We start from the raw sequence: 14,495 nt of genomic DNA, 5'->3' as shown, positions 1-14,495 counted from the left end.
TATAAACCGTAGTATATAGGTATGTATATTTTGCGTGATTGCTTGTGCAAATCGTCTCCAGGTCATTTTTTGTCATACGTGCCCAGGAATAAGGGGAAGCTTCATATTTTGTCAACTCAAAATAAGGTGAAAATTCTCATCGTTTTCTAATAAATGAGGGAAAACCGTTGGGGTAACAGGATTGTAACCTTTAGTGGTAAATTTCGGATATTTTATTTGTGTTATTGTCATCTCAAGGACATCATGATAGATACAAAATACGAAATAATGGAGGTAATTTACATGAGACATACTTCAAAAAAATTATGGATGGGTATTTGCTTTACAATGACATTGGCATTCGGCGCCGGGAGTTTCGTTGTTGCACCAACCACCACTCATGCTGCTTCGGTAGATAAAGCTGATCAGATTATTTCCACAGGTTCTCAGTTTATGGGTGTACGCTATCAGCATGGAGCACCAGCGGGCAACACAAGCTCTTTTGATTGCTCTTCATTTACTCAATATGTTTTTGGGCAAAACGGCATCAATCTGCCGCGCTCTTCCAGACAGCAATCGACTGTCGGCACTTTTGTACCACGTAGTCAGCTACAAAAAGGCGATCTAGTCTTTTTCTATGCTCCAATTCACCATGTAGCGATTTATATGGGGGACGGCAAAATTTTACACACATTCGGTAAAGGCGGCGTAACGATTACGGACCTGAATTCAGGTTGGTGGAGCTCCCATTACACTACAGCACGTCGTGTCCTCTAGGACACATATAGATTACATTCTCATTCATCTGTAACCACTTACAAAATATCAGCAAATAAGGGCTGTTCCGCGAGTAGATACGTCTACTGTAGGGACAGCCCTTCCTGTTGTATTCTAGGGAGCGAGACGGTCACCTCCGTTCCTTTTCCTTCTACGCTTTCTATACGTATCGTCCCCTGATGCACGTCTGTAATAGCCTTGGCAATCGGTAGCCCAAGCCCGGTTCCTCCTGTTTTACGATGACGAGAGCTATCTACCCGATAAAATCGTTCAAAGACTCGCTTGATTTCGTGCTCTGGTATCCCGATTCCATAATCCTTGACGCGGATGTACACATCCTTTTCATCTGTAGACAACTGGATATCGATGGGATCTGAGCTGTACTTTAAAGCATTATCAAGCAATATAACTAATAACTGCTTGATTTTTGCAAGGCTGACATCAAGCCAAATTTCTTTTTCATCTGTAAAAATAGTGATTTGACGATCATGTACAGGCTTCAGATGTGCTACTACCTGTTGACAGCAATTGACCAGCTCTATCTGTTCATACGGCTCCGGATCTTTCTGCTGTGAAGAAGCCAAAGTCAGTAATTGCTGTGTCATCGTGCGCATCCGCTGAGTTTCTTCATAAATCGATTCAATGGATTCCTTATGAATGTCCTCGTCATGCGTGCCCCACCGTCGCAGCATATTAGCATAACCCTCAATGATCATTAATGTCGTATTCAGCTCATGCGAAGCATCTGAGACGAATTGTTGCTGGCTTTGAAAGCTCTCCTCCAATCTGTCCATCATTCGATTAAAGGTTGCGGTCATTTGGGACAATTCATCTTGATTGTGAGCGCGAGCAGGGATTTTTTTGAATTTAAGGCTTCGTTCAATTTCCTGCATCGTCTGGATACTGCTCGAAATCGGTAGCAATATGGCATTCGCTAAAATCGTGCTGCCTACAAGACTAAGCAGCATGGCTCCTGTAGTCGAGGTGACCAGGATCGTATTTAAAATATCGAGGTTGTTTTCGAGCGCATCCCATTTTTCCACGATCTCCAGCGTTCCCTCTTGATTTCCCTCTGGAGAAAGTAGTGGAAGATGAATGACCAAGATTTTATGACCCTGTACATCTGTTAGCTGTGAGCTTTGAGAAGGATTAAAACGTATATCGCCCAGCTTGAAGCGGGACTGACGACTTACTTCATACAGAAGGCGGGATTGCTGATCAAAAACCCTGAGGATGGTGTCTCCTGAAAGCTCATCCTTCAACTCAGGTCCCCATGCATTTTTTAGAATCATCTTGGAACCGGTTTCGGACATGATTTCAGTCCACTTATTTTGCAGCACTTCTCTTTCATTACGAGTGGCGATTTTGACAAACAACAGATGAACGGTAACGTCTACAAACAGGAGAATGGTCATCACCAGAATCGAGCTGAGCAGGGTAATTTTGGTTCGCAGCTTCAATGGTCTTCCTCCCTAATGCAATACCCTACGCCACGAACAGTTTTAATCAGCTTTTTTTTGTAGCCATGATCCACTTTTTTACGAACATATCTGATATACACATCGACTACATTCGTATCCCCCACAAAATCAAACCCCCACACGTCCTGAATCATTTGATCCCGCTGCAATACTTGATTTTTGTGCTCCATGAGGTAATGAAGCAGATCAAATTCTTTGGGTGTCAGTTCGATTCGCTTCCCTTCCCGCACCACAGAACGTGTCTTGGGTTCCAGTTCCAAGCTATCGACCCGAAGATACGACAGTTTGTCCTCTGCTTGAGAAGAGGTAGCTTTGGATTCCAATTGATGTCTCATACTGGCCCGCATCCGCGCTAATAGCTCCTCGATTTCAAAAGGTTTCGTAATGTAGTCATTCGCACCTTCATCCAGACCGGAGACCTTGTCAGTAGTTTTGTTACGTGCAGTGACCATAATTATGGGTGTATGATGGTCCACTTTTCGAATCTGCTTTAGCACCTCGACTCCGTTAAGCTCAGGCAGCATCACATCCAAAATGATGATATCCCATGTGTGTGCCAAAGCTTTTTCCAGTCCTTCTTTGCCCGTCTGAGCGATTTCAACTGCATAACCTTCGTGGGATAATTCCAATTGGAGTAATCTGGATATTTTCTCTTCATCATCAATGATCAGTACTGATTTTTCCATCGCAAAACCACCTAATTTCCTATAGAAAAACAAATGGAGTAATGGAGAAGACATGCATTTTTTTATTTGATTTTTAGCTTTTATTCGTTGGGACGCTCTATAAAGTAATTTTGTAATTCATTTTTTGATGTTAAGGAGTAATTTATTCATGTTAATTAATGTAGACTATACTTACCTCACTGGATCAATGAACTGGCTTAGGTTGGCTTTGCGAGTGCTTGGGGTTATCCTGGCTGTTCTCATTAGTTCTGACAGCATACCAAGGATTAAATGTACAAACTTAACGCCGCCGTGACGAGGCTACATTTATTCGTTCTTCATAACGCTGATAAAACCAAATACAGGCAGCCATCCAACAGCCACTCATAAAATAGCCACCCACAACGTCACTCGGATAATGTACACCCAAATAAATGCGGCTTGTCCCGATCGCTATAATCAGCAGGCTGCTGAGCACAATAAGAAGGATACGGCCTGACCTGAAAGGAACATGTTTCCACACTAAAAACGTCAACGCCGCATACATACTAAAAGCGGTCATGGAATGTCCGCTCGGAAAGCTGTACCCATTCGCTTCAATAATACGGTTAATTTCGGGTCTGGCACGCTGAAATATCCATTTCAAAACCGTATTCAACAGCGCCGAGCCCAGCACAGCAATCGCCAAAAATAGCAGTTCTCTGCGGTGTCCCAATACTCTGTGCAGCACAAACATAGCGATTAAAATAATAATCACAACCGGAATTCCGCTTCCGATCATAGTGAAAGATTTCATTAGACGGGTCATGGCAGGCGACTCCAACTGTTGAATATCCGTAATGATTTTCTGGTCAAAATACCGTACTTGATGGTCGCTAACCCATAATGCGATTAAACCGAAACCGAGCGCACATACTACACATGTAAGCAGGGCTAAGGAGATGGGAAGCTTTGTTGGTGTTTGTTTCATGTCTTGTTTGTCCTCCGTGATATTCATTCGTGTGTTTACTTTACCCACAGGTTGATTTTTTCATATAGCCTCTCCCAACTTCTAAGAATTAACTTATCCAATAAGGATTTCATAATCACTAAATTAACGCAAGCTAAATGTCCACAATAAGCATAAAAAAAAGATGCCTCTCAAACCTTATAACGGCTCGAAGGGCATCCTGTTATTACATACTACAAACGATAAACACAATTCCCATATTTAAACTAACATCATCTTTTTTAGGTTGCCGTAGCTTCTCCAAGCTTAACCTTATCCTCTGCTTCCTCCGTTGGATAGCGTCTACGGAACCATAGCGACTGCAACAGTAAAAAGGTACCACTTACCGTCCAGTATAACGGCATGGCAGCAGGCGCATTAAAAGAAAAAACAGCCATCATAATGGGCGAAAGATATCCCATGATCGCAAACTGCTTGCGCTGGTCAGCCGTCATTTGAAGCTGGGATAGCTTGGCCTGTGCCAAATAAACGACTGCGACGATGATCGCTAAAATCCAGTCCGGCTGTCCGAGCCGGAACCATAGGAACGAATGAGACGCCAGTTCCGGGGTTAAGCGGATGGCTGTGTACATACCGCTCAATATGGGTAGCTGAATGAGAACAGGCAGACAGCCGATATTCAGCGGATTAAATTGATGCTCTTTGTAAAGTGACATCATTTCCTGCTGCATACTCTGCTGGCTGACAGCATCCTTCTTATTTTCGTACTTCTTCTTAATTCGGTCTAAGTCGGGCTGCATAGCGCTCATTTTGCGCTTCATCCCCTGTTGAGCACGAGTTTGGCGCATCATAAGCGGCAGTAACGCCAGACGGACGATTAACGTCAATGACATGATCGCCAGTCCAAAGCTTCCGCCAAACCATTGCGCTAATTGCTGAATGAGCCAGGATAGCGGGAACACCACATAATGATTAAAAAATCCGGGTGTCTGTGCATTAATCTCCGCAGCATTCGCGCCGCAGCCGGAAAGCAGCATAACCACCGCCAGCGCTACCATAATTCCGAATATCCGTTCTTTTTTACCCCAAAAGGTGAATCCCTTGAATCGTTTCATATGTTCCTCCTCGTTGATTGGCTGTGCCATCGTTCAACAAGGGGGAACAATCTGACGCGTCTTCATCCGGCGCTTCCTTCCGCCGGATATGACGTGCCAGCCGGACAGGCATGTCCTGCCCGCGGGCAGTTAACGGCATCAGCGGAGAAGCATGCGACCGCACGGCCCCGCCTTCTATCCAGCATTCAGGCACATTGCCGTGCAAATGAGCGAGATATGCGTAGGTTACCGTACACAGCAAGCCGATCGTAAATAAGTAGGGGAGCAGGTCCTGAAGCTCAAACAAGGGATTCACCTCCTTCGATTCGTTGCTACGATTATAGCACGAAACCAGGCAAGCGACTATTACATTAGAAAGTGATACAACAGGTTGTCGTACTACTAAATTTAAGCATCCCTCTTACTCAAAAAAGAACTGAAAATGAAAATGAAATGGATTATGAAACTTTTGGTTCTTTTTACAGTCTAATCAAAGGATGGCTTACCCAAGCCTTACACCCAATTTAACTATTAAAGGAGCAAGCATGAATGAAGAAAACGATACATAGCTCATTGCTAACAGGATTGGCGATAGTCAGCATCGGGCTGCCTTTGACTGGCGGTGGGTTTGCCTTAAAAGCAAATGCAGAGCAAGCGACGGTTTCTATGAGCAACGGGGCTTATAGTTCTCCAATCCAAGCGCCTGTGATCAAGCCGTCCTGGTCTTTTCCCGTTATCCCAATCGATAGAAATCAGGTTCCAGATCAGGCAGGTGCGGTTGCGGAAAACGGTAAGGTGTTCGCAGTGGATTCTAACCACAGACTGGTTGCCCTGGAAGGTACTTCGGGACGGAAATTGTGGCAATATGGCAATCAGCTTACCCCTGTTTTGATTCATAGCAACGACACCATCTACGGAATGACACAGAGCGGTTCCATCTATGCCGTTAGAGAATCAGGCAAGAAAGCATGGACCACTTCATTAGGATTTACCAAGGCAGATCATATTTATAGAATCGACTCTACAGTATACATTACACAGTCGGAGCAAACGGCTGCCGTTGATGCTGCTAGCGGCAAGCTCAAATGGAAAATCAGTGAGGATAAGGACTCGTACCACGGTCTGAACCAGTTAATGGAAACTGATGGTGTCCTTATCCGCAACTATAACGTACAGGGCAGCCTGACCTTTGAACAGATTAATGCCTATGACGCTAAAACTGGCAAAAAGCTTTGGGAAAGCTTCAGAACTTCCTTTCCACTAACCATTAAAAACGGGGTCGTCTACTCTGTTGTCAACACGTTTATGATGGATGACGACCCGGTAAACAGAAAGATTACGATAGCACAGTATAATCTCAAGACAGGAGAATCCAAAGGGGAGCGCCAATACCGCTGGACCGACCCTGAGAATAAAGACGGTATCTTCCGATCCGGAGGCATTCATGGCTCTGCTTTTCTGGACGGCAAAGACCTTTATGTTTTTCAGGGAAAGGCACTGGCTTCCTATGACTTCTGGAACTACAAGCCAGACAGCAAACCTGCTCGCAAGTGGTCGCAAAATGGCTATGAGCAGCTTGTTCCTTTATGGTCCATTCATGAAGGCCGCATGTTCTACCAGGATTTTAGCACTGGTGGATTGATTGCCATGAAGTTGGCCTCCGGGCAATTCATCCATTATGATTACGGAGATAATCCAACCATTCAGGCTGACGTATTCGGCAAAGGGGTCTATGTTGGACAATCAGATGGCGTGTTTCATGGTTATGACCTGATGACCTTGAAACCCGTGTTTACCGTCAACATTGGATCACGCTCCTTCGGTCCAACGCTCAAATCCGGCGGGATGATATTTATTCAAAGCGGCAACCGTCTGCATGCTGTCAAGCTCCCTGCATCTTTAAAATAATTTCAAACCTTAACGGATAGCAAGCATGCGGTTCAGGGCCAGCACAGCATCCTGCCTAACCTGATCGTTAACACGAATCACACCCACAGGCTCTCCACGGTCAATCTGCTCCATCGCCCACAGCAGATGGGGAAGATCAATCCGGTTCATCGTCAGGCAGGGACACATATCGGGATTGAGCGATTCAATTTGCTGTTCAGGGTACTGCTGCCGGATACGCTGCACGAGATTCATTTCCGTACCAACGGCCCATTTTGTCCCCGGCTCTGCCGCATGGATCGTGTCGATGATGAATTTCGTGGAGCCCGCGCAATCTGCAAGCTGAACAACCTCATAAGAGCATTCGGGATGAACAATGACCCGGATGTTTTCGTCACGCTCACGGATATGACGGATATTCTCGACTGTAAATTTTTCATGAACAGAGCAATGCCCTTTCCATAAAATAATTTTTACGGCTGCCGGGTCACGGTCCGTCTCCAGTTGATCGGCCATTGGATTCCACACCGCCATTTCATTCAGCGGAATTCCAAGATCATAAGCTGTGTTGCGGCCCAGGTGCTGATCCGGCAAAAACAAAATGCGTTCCTTCTGCTTCAGCGCCCAGTCCAGCACTTGCTTGGCATTCGAAGAGGTTACCGTAGCCCCGCCATGTCTCCCGACAAAAGCTTTAATTTCTGCCGTGGAATTCACATAGGTCAGTGGGATGATTGTGTCGCCTACCATCTCCTGCAAATGCTTCCAGGCCCGCTCTGTCTGCTCCATATTCGCCATATCTGCCATCGAGCAGCCTGCGCGCATATCCGGCAGCACGACCGTTTGCCGATCCGTAGTCAGCATATCCGCTGTTTCTGCCATAAAATGCACTCCACAAAACACAATAAATTCTGCTTCCTGATTTTGTGCCGCCATTTGGGCAAGCTGAAGGGAATCCCCTGTCATATCTGCAAACTGAATAACCTCATCCTTCTGATAGTGATGGCCCGGAATTAGCAGCTTTTGTCCCCATTTTTGCTTTAGCTGGGCGACACGCTGCTCCATATCAGCAACCGTCAGTGTCTTGTAGTACTCTGGCATGAGTCCACGATTTCCTTGTAAAACGTCAAGCATAGACATTTGAATCCCTCCATTATCTCTGTGGCTTATCTGCCCGCCTTCCCAGTAATAGACAAGCGCTGTGTGTACATATATATTTACAAGTGTCTTGACACTTATATTTACACATGCCTACAATAATCTCAAGGCTTTTTGGATGGAATTATTTTTCGCAGGGGGAGATTCGCCATGATTTATCTGGACTACGCCGCTTCTACACCGATGTGTGACGAAGCTTTGAATATGTATAACACATTAAATAAGGAAATGTTCGGAAATGCCAGCAGCCTCCATGATGCAGGCGGTCAAGCGGCTTATGCACTGGATTTTAGCAGACAACGGATCGCAGACATGATTGGAGGTCAAAAGAAAGGAGTTTATTTTACAACAGGGGGAACGGAGTCTAACATGCTGGCTGTACAGTCCATCCTGAACGGACTGCCACAGCATAAAAAGCACTGGATCATGAGCGCCCTGGAGCACCATTCGATGTACAATCTGGCTGCTTTGCTGGAGCGGCAGGGCTATGAGCTGACCATTGTACAGCCGGACAAGGAAGGTCGAATCACCCGTGATATTCTCTTACCTTATCTCAGAGAAGACACCGGGCTTGTATCCGTACAGCACGCCAACTCGGAAACCGGGCTTATTCAGGATCTTGCCACCTTGTCTCCCCTGCTACGGAAACGAGGGATTGTGCTGCACAGCGACGCAGTCCAGACCTTTGGGAACATTCCCATTGATGTAGTAGCCTTGGGGGTGGACGCTATCTCTATATCAAGCCATAAAGTGTATGGTCCCAAGGGTGTGGGGGCGGTATATCTCAAGCCGGGAACGCCGTGGCGCCCTGTGTACCCTGATACACTGCATGAAAACGGCTTTCGCCCCGGAACAGTCAACGTTCCCGGCATTGCAGCGTTTGTTGCGGCAGCGGAAATGATGACCGAACAAATGGAGCTACATCAGGAACGATACACCGCACTGAGACAGTTTTTTTTCACCAAAATTCAGGAAAGATCAATTCCAGTGCGTTTGGCCGCACAGGAAAACAATAAGATTGAGAGACTCAGTCATATACTGGGATGTTTTTTTCACGGTTATGAGGGACAATATGTTATGCTGGAATGTAACCGTAGCGGTGTCTGTATATCCACCGGAAGCGCCTGTTCTGCCGGACATCACGAGCCTTCACCTGCTTTACAGGCGCTTGGAGCATCCGGTCGGGAGGCATTGCAATTTATCCGTATTTCCTTCGGAAGAACAACAACCGCCGGGGATCTGGATGTGTTGGTGGATATTTTAACAGACCTGACAAGCAGACAAGAAAGGAGCTTATCCCGTTGACTGAACCTTTAAAACGGATGGGCACGGAACGCCGCGAACAGCTACTGCAGTGGCTTAAGAGCGAGTCCCCGCTGACCGGGAGCGAGCTGGCACGCAGGGCTTCCGTCTCCAGACAAGTAATCGTACAGGATATTTCCCTGTTAAAAGCTGGCCAGGAGCCTATTCTTGCAACGAGCCAAGGATATATTTATATGGAGCCTGCGGGTCAGGTCGCTCCCCCGGCCTCACGTATTATCGTGTGCAAGCACCGACCTGAACAGACAGAAGAAGAACTAAAGCTGATCGTCGACTATGGCGTAAGTGTACAGGATGTTATTGTGGAGCATCCCGTATACGGTGATCTGACTGCTCCGATTCGGGTCGGAACCCGCAAGGAAGTGGACGATTTTATCCGCAAAATCAGCTCCACCCAAGCGACTTATCTGTCCCAGCTGACCGGAGGTATTCACCTTCATACCTTGCATGCCCCTGATGAAGCTAAAATTAATGAAGCCTGTGCCGCATTGGAGAACGCTGGTTTTCTAATGACGGACTAGCTTGCAGTGTTATAGCAGATACTATGTACCCCCTGTCTCACATATGGAGCGCACCCTGCGCTCCGGTGGGACGGCTATTGGCTTAAAAATGTGCTCGTTAAAAAGTAAAAATCCCGGCCCCCTCATAAAAGGGAATCGGGAACGGATTACGTCAGCTTAATTTCGAGCAGTTCGTATTTGATGACAGCCATGGGTGCATTCACATGAACGATACTGCCCACTTCTTTACCCAAAAGCTCCTTGCCTAGAGGGCTTTCGTAGGAGATTTTATTATCCAGCACGTCCGCCTCAGCAGGACTTACAATTTTGTACTCCATCTTCTCTGAAAATTCGATGTCATTCAGAATGACTGTCGATCCGATACTAACGGTTCTAAGATCCAAACTGCTCTCATCTACGACCCGAGCTTTGGTCAGCATCTTCTCCAATATGAGAATCCGGGTTTCCATAAACGCTTGGTCATCCTTGGCTGAGTGATACTCACTATTTTCTTTCAAATCGCCGTAGCTGATCGCCAGCTTAAGCCGTTCGGCGAGTTCCTTGCGTTTTACGGTCTTCAGTTCCTTAAGCTCATCCTCCAGCTTGGTCAATCCCTCTTTAGTCAACAAAACTTCTTCATTCGACATATTTTATCTACAACTCCTATTTCAGCATTTTGCATCATTCGATTACCAACGCATTTAGCTTTCTTTATTGTAGTTTACTCTATATTGAGCCAACATGCGAAAAGAAATTACAGGGTGATAGGAGTCGGGTTCACCCAGACAGGGTTATTCTTACAGTAACCAACGCTTTCTGGTTCGCATATCATATGAATATAACGGCATTTTGAATGAGTACGTGCAGTTCCGTTGTCCTTGTCCCGCAATGGCAAGGACAACATATGGCGGGAGGAAGATTCAATGACTTCCTTAGGAAAAAATGGAAACCAAAATCGCAATCAAAAATCCAAATCATCCCCTAACCCCAACGGACAAAAGAAAAATGGGTTAAACAGTAACTCGGCTATCTTCTCCGCACTGCATGGAAAAAATGTGGAGGTCATCGTAGCAGCCCTGTTATTAACAGGAAAGCTACATGTCGATTCCGTTACTTTATACAGACAAGCAACGCTGCTTGTGGGATTAACGGGAAAATACAAAACATTAGCAGCAGACCCTTCCAATGTCGATAATATGGTGAAATTTTTAAATGATAACGGGAATATGACGCTGGATCAAGTGATGCAAGCCTTTCAAAAGAAAATGCAAAAGTAATATGCCGATTACGAAAGGGGTTATTTGTGGTGAGTGAGCTTGCGCCAAGTGAGTTTGATGGAGAGCATTTTGCAGAGTTTGTTATTATTACAATTCTGATTGTTTTATTCTTCTTTGGCTCTACCAATATAGAGAATCTCTCGGCTCAACCAACCCAATCTTAAATGGGTCAACCCAAAGTTTCTGGCTGACCTAATAATACGAAAGAGCATCTATCGACACTTGAGAAGTCAATAGATGCTCTTACAATTTAACGGTCCTTCACTTGAACGATTATCGTTTTGCTAGAAGTTTCTCCTGATTCATTGACGAGCTCGGCCCGATACTCATAAGTGCCCGATTTGCGGCCTTGGATATCTGTGACTGCACTTTGGGCCTGCGGCGTTTGGTTAGGCAGCTCTTGCGTGTCGATCAGCTCACCATTTTCATATAAATGGTATTGGGTCGCATTCGTGCCCCACCACATGTTCATAGCAACGGTGTAATTTCCGTCACCATCCCAGTTGTTGTGAGACAGTACCGGAATGCCGGGCGAAGCATCGGTCACTTCGACGGTTAACGGGTCACTCACCGTTTTACCGGAAGCGTTGATCAGCTCAGCGGTGTACGTATAAGTGCCATTTGCCTTGCCCTTTACCGGGATGACTGCGTTCTGTGCCCTGGGGGAGGCGGATTTCAACGGTTGAGTCCCGATCAACTCGCCGTTTTCATACAGCTTGAGTTCGTCACCGTTCGTACCCCACCATAGATTCATGGTGATATTATAATCGCCGTCCTTCAATCCGGTATTCTGCCCGTTATCATGGGACAGTACAGGTTTGCCCGGCACTTCCCCTGCAACGGCTTTCCGGACTGTAACGGTTACTGGATTGGATACGATGGTTTTACCTTCAAGGGTTACGCTGGCCGTAATTTCGGCGCTCCCCTCTTTTTCTGCCTTAATTTGTCCATACGTATCGAGGGTAACAGACTCCTGACTGCTGGCATACTGAACGGACGCATAACTTAAATCGGCTTGGCTGCCATCCGTGAGCGTACCACTGAGATGTGTTACTGCTGTATCTCCAACATTGAGAGCTGTTTGATCCAGTGAAAGCTTCACCTCTTGCAATGTCGCCCCTGCCTGAGCAGTAAAATCATCGAGACCACGAGGCTTTAACTGGTAATTCCCTTTGAAAATCGCTGAAATCCCCTTAATCTTCACTTGCTGTCCTTCTTGATATGGAAAAGAGGTCCGTGTTACGCCTGTACGTGCATCCACACGCACATGGTGGCTTATCTCACCGGACACCGCATCAAATTCAAACGAACCGACGGGAGTCGCGTCTACTACATTACGAATAATGGCATGTGGAAGCTCGACCAACTGCCCTTGGTTAGCATCGCTTAGCTCGGTGATCTGTACAGCTTCTGGAAGCTGTCCTTCACCTGTTTTTTCAATAGCAACCGGATCGGTCAGCTCCAGCTCGCTGTTATACAGCGCCAAGGATGCCGTAATTTTCACCTGATCACCTTGGTGAAAACCGCTTTGGTTTTGATATACATAAATACCGCCGCTTTCATCCTGCATATAAAAGGCTTGCCCGCCATATGCACCCGGCTCGGTCGTCACCGTACCTGCCAGTGTAACCACTTTGCCAGCCGGGAGGCTCCGTGCTTCTGCAACACTGATACGAGCCGGGACGGTATTCCCTTCCTCTGGCAACGGCTGGGCCGGAACATCTGCCAGCACGACCGATTGGGTCAACAGGTTGCTGCCGTTTTGTCTCAGTCTAAGACTGGCTGAACCGCTGGTTCCCGGTTTGATCCGTACGGTGAGGTCTTTGTAGGCATGTCCCTTGCTGTCGGACTCTAGGCTGAATGCTCCGCTATAGCCGTACGAGGTCGGCCAGGTGCCATCCTGGTTTTGAATCTGGGCTACCTGATTGCCGCCCGCTACATAAATACCTGTGCTGAATCCGCTAACCGTGGTATTCGGAGCCAGTTGGTCCGCAGTAATTCGAATTTGAAAAGGCTCTGCATTCGGCAGCTGATCCTGACGAACGATGCTGTAAACAGGCTGCGTACTGGCCGTAGAGCTGCCATAGGCTCCGGGCTTGTAGGTCTGCTGATCCCACCACTTGTAGCCTGCTGCGGGAGCGGACCAAGGCTCGGCTTGTGGCTCCGTCGAAGCCTGCGGCTCCTCAAAAGGCAGCAGTGCTGTCGGCTGATCAAGCTGCAAGCTTTTCACATCCGTCAGACTGGTGTAGTTCTCCTTCTTGGATAACCAATCGACGATATTAACCAGCAACACGGCATCATCTTGCTCCTTAAAGCCGTCATACGTCGTCTTCTTGGTTCCTGTCTCTTCGCGCAGATATTTTGGCGTCGCATCTTCAACAGGAGATGAATCTCCCAGGAAGGCCGCTTTGCCGAGTCCTACTTTGGATACGGCTGCATAGGGTCCTTCCGGTATGCCGCCTCCGTTATAGACGCCCTGATCTACCGCGTTGCCCCAAGCCTGATTGGTTTTAGGGAGATATACGATCCCCTTGGCTTTCGCCGGGTCGATAATCGCCAGTGTTGATCCTGCATGCATGGCGACATTGCTCACCCCAGCTGTAATGCCGAACGCCTGCGCAGGCTCTACAACTTGATTAGCGGTAATATCGCCTAATGCATTGTAGCGAAAACGCACGCCAAACTGGCTACCCAGCCAATCCGAGCTGACTACGCCCTGCATCGCTGCCGAGCTTCTTTCTTCCGCACTCATTCCCTTGGCTGGATCTTCCCATGCTCCACGACGGTAGCCGTTAATACTCTCCGATCCGTCCCAACGGTTCTTGTTGCGGTCCGCATTATAGTGATCTCCAATGAAGAAAATGCTGTTGCCTGCTTTGACATACTGCTCCATCGCAGCCTGTTCGCTTTGTTTGAAAGGAATATTCGGCTCTGCTGTCACAAATACATCATAATCCTTCAGATCATTGTAAGTAATCGGCGTAGATTTGCGAAGCTCATGTACATCATAGCCACGATTCGCAAGGGCCTGCCCAAAGTCTGAAAAACCTCCGTCAATGACCCAGTCTGCAGCGCCAGCTGTCTGTCCGTGTGTATTATCGAACAATACTTTTTTGCCAGCATTCTCATTGACCACCTTGGCGGCGATAAAAGGGGCCGGATCAGCCGGACCTTCCGCCGATGCAGGGTTTAGGCTGCTCACAGCACCAGCGTACAACGACAAAGTGAACACCATTGCAGTTGCGTATTTAAAGCTGCGGGATGTAAAAAGTCGAATGATTCCCAATTCCTATTCCTCCTATATGTTAGTTTTCGCCCCCGTTGATGGGGAACCAAGTATAAATTGTAGCATTCATTTATGTTCGGACATGTAATGTTTTGTAAATTAGTCTCCATCTCTATATGGCTGAT

14 protein-coding genes are annotated in these 14,495 nt (G+C 46.9%); 6 read left to right on the top strand and 8 right to left on the bottom strand.

All coding sequences use genetic code 11. From position 1 onward, the window contains the following. Positions 1 to 282 precede the first annotated feature (282 nt). Entirely contained in the window at positions 283 to 756 is a 474-nt protein-coding gene (locus NST83_RS11695) for a C40 family peptidase (protein WP_137063012.1), read from the top strand. Between the two features lie 83 nt (positions 757 to 839). Here NST83_RS11695 and NST83_RS11690 read toward each other — a convergent pair whose 3' ends face one another. The 5 genes from NST83_RS11690 to NST83_RS11670 form a co-directional block, all read right to left on the bottom strand. Further along, positions 840 to 2,216, bottom strand: coding sequence for an ATP-binding protein (locus NST83_RS11690; protein WP_342417703.1), 1,377 nt, complete (start codon positions 2,214 to 2,216; stop codon positions 840 to 842). After that, a complete protein-coding gene (locus NST83_RS11685) occupies positions 2,213 to 2,923 on the bottom strand; it encodes a response regulator transcription factor (RefSeq protein WP_342417702.1) in 711 nt (236 codons plus the stop codon). The genes NST83_RS11690 and NST83_RS11685 overlap by 4 nt, the downstream gene beginning before the upstream one ends. Before the next feature lie 280 nt (positions 2,924 to 3,203). Next, positions 3,204 to 3,872: a phosphatase PAP2 family protein gene (locus NST83_RS11680; RefSeq protein ID WP_342417701.1), complete on the bottom strand. Its 669-nt coding sequence runs from the start codon at positions 3,870 to 3,872 to the stop codon at positions 3,204 to 3,206. A 260-nt stretch (positions 3,873 to 4,132) separates the two neighbouring features. Next, positions 4,133 to 4,966: a membrane protein insertase YidC gene (yidC, locus tag NST83_RS11675; RefSeq protein WP_342417700.1), complete on the bottom strand. Its 834-nt coding sequence runs from the start codon at positions 4,964 to 4,966 to the stop codon at positions 4,133 to 4,135. Beyond that, a complete protein-coding gene (locus NST83_RS11670; RefSeq protein ID WP_342417699.1) occupies positions 4,932 to 5,261 on the bottom strand; it encodes a hypothetical protein in 330 nt (109 codons plus the stop codon). Before NST83_RS11670 ends, yidC begins: the two co-directional genes overlap by 35 nt. Positions 5,262 to 5,494: 233 nt before the next feature. Here NST83_RS11670 and NST83_RS11665 point away from each other — a divergent pair, with 233 nt between their 5' ends. Continuing rightward, positions 5,495 to 6,853 (top strand): PQQ-binding-like beta-propeller repeat protein, encoded by a 1,359-nt coding sequence (locus tag NST83_RS11665; RefSeq protein WP_342417698.1) that lies wholly within the window; start codon positions 5,495 to 5,497, stop codon positions 6,851 to 6,853. Between the two features lie 9 nt (positions 6,854 to 6,862). Here NST83_RS11665 and nadA read toward each other — a convergent pair whose 3' ends face one another. After that, the gene (gene nadA / locus NST83_RS11660; RefSeq protein WP_342417697.1) at positions 6,863 to 7,969 is read right to left on the bottom strand and encodes a quinolinate synthase NadA; all 1,107 of its coding nucleotides are present in this window, start codon (positions 7,967 to 7,969) and stop codon (positions 6,863 to 6,865) included. 168 nt (positions 7,970 to 8,137) lie between these two features. Between nadA and NST83_RS11655 the strand changes: the two genes are divergently transcribed. Together NST83_RS11655 and NST83_RS11650 are read left to right on the top strand one after the other, a co-directional pair. Continuing rightward, positions 8,138 to 9,292: an IscS subfamily cysteine desulfurase gene (locus NST83_RS11655; RefSeq protein ID WP_342417696.1), complete on the top strand. Its 1,155-nt coding sequence runs from the start codon at positions 8,138 to 8,140 to the stop codon at positions 9,290 to 9,292. Beyond that, complete coding sequence (locus NST83_RS11650; RefSeq protein ID WP_342417695.1) at positions 9,289 to 9,828, top strand: transcription repressor NadR; 540 nt, start codon at positions 9,289 to 9,291, stop codon at positions 9,826 to 9,828. The genes NST83_RS11655 and NST83_RS11650 overlap by 4 nt, the downstream gene beginning before the upstream one ends. Positions 9,829 to 9,974: 146 nt before the next feature. Here the strand turns inward: NST83_RS11650 and greA are convergent, their stop codons facing one another. Then, entirely contained in the window at positions 9,975 to 10,454 is a 480-nt protein-coding gene (gene greA / locus NST83_RS11645) for a transcription elongation factor GreA (protein WP_137063003.1), read from the bottom strand. Between the two features lie 276 nt (positions 10,455 to 10,730). Here greA and NST83_RS11640 point away from each other — a divergent pair, with 276 nt between their 5' ends. Continuing rightward, the gene (locus NST83_RS11640; RefSeq protein ID WP_137063002.1) at positions 10,731 to 11,084 is read left to right on the top strand and encodes a hypothetical protein; all 354 of its coding nucleotides are present in this window, start codon (positions 10,731 to 10,733) and stop codon (positions 11,082 to 11,084) included. A 29-nt stretch (positions 11,085 to 11,113) separates the two neighbouring features. Next, positions 11,114 to 11,248: a hypothetical protein gene (locus NST83_RS11635; RefSeq protein ID WP_283655879.1), complete on the top strand. Its 135-nt coding sequence runs from the start codon at positions 11,114 to 11,116 to the stop codon at positions 11,246 to 11,248. 86 nt (positions 11,249 to 11,334) lie between these two features. Here NST83_RS11635 and NST83_RS11630 read toward each other — a convergent pair whose 3' ends face one another. Continuing rightward, positions 11,335 to 14,370, bottom strand: coding sequence for a chitinase N-terminal domain-containing protein (locus tag NST83_RS11630; RefSeq protein WP_342417694.1), 3,036 nt, complete (start codon positions 14,368 to 14,370; stop codon positions 11,335 to 11,337). Between the last annotated feature and the right edge of the window lie 125 nt (positions 14,371 to 14,495).

The organism is Paenibacillus sp. FSL R10-2782, assembly GCF_038592985.1.
GTDB lineage: Bacteria > Bacillota > Bacilli > Paenibacillales > Paenibacillaceae > Paenibacillus > Paenibacillus terrae_C.
This window is presented reverse-complemented; position numbering and strand designations above follow the sequence as displayed.

Excerpts from the sequence above, each read along its gene's own strand:
- NST83_RS11695 (WP_137063012.1), top strand. The coding sequence starts at position 283 with ATGAGACATACTTCAAAAAAATTATGGATGGGTATTTGCTTTACAATG.
- NST83_RS11685 (WP_342417702.1), bottom strand. The coding sequence starts at position 2,923 with ATGGAAAAATCAGTACTGATCATTGATGATGAAGAGAAAATATCCAGA.
- NST83_RS11680 (WP_342417701.1), bottom strand. The coding sequence starts at position 3,872 with ATGAAACAAACACCAACAAAGCTTCCCATCTCCTTAGCCCTGCTTACA.
- yidC (WP_342417700.1), bottom strand. The coding sequence starts at position 4,966 with ATGAAACGATTCAAGGGATTCACCTTTTGGGGTAAAAAAGAACGGATA.
- NST83_RS11665 (WP_342417698.1), top strand. The coding sequence starts at position 5,495 with ATGAAGAAAACGATACATAGCTCATTGCTAACAGGATTGGCGATAGTC.
- nadA (WP_342417697.1), bottom strand. The coding sequence starts at position 7,969 with ATGTCTATGCTTGACGTTTTACAAGGAAATCGTGGACTCATGCCAGAG.
- NST83_RS11655 (WP_342417696.1), top strand. The coding sequence starts at position 8,138 with ATGATTTATCTGGACTACGCCGCTTCTACACCGATGTGTGACGAAGCT.
- greA (WP_137063003.1), bottom strand. The coding sequence starts at position 10,454 with ATGTCGAATGAAGAAGTTTTGTTGACTAAAGAGGGATTGACCAAGCTG.
- NST83_RS11640 (WP_137063002.1), top strand. The coding sequence starts at position 10,731 with ATGACTTCCTTAGGAAAAAATGGAAACCAAAATCGCAATCAAAAATCC.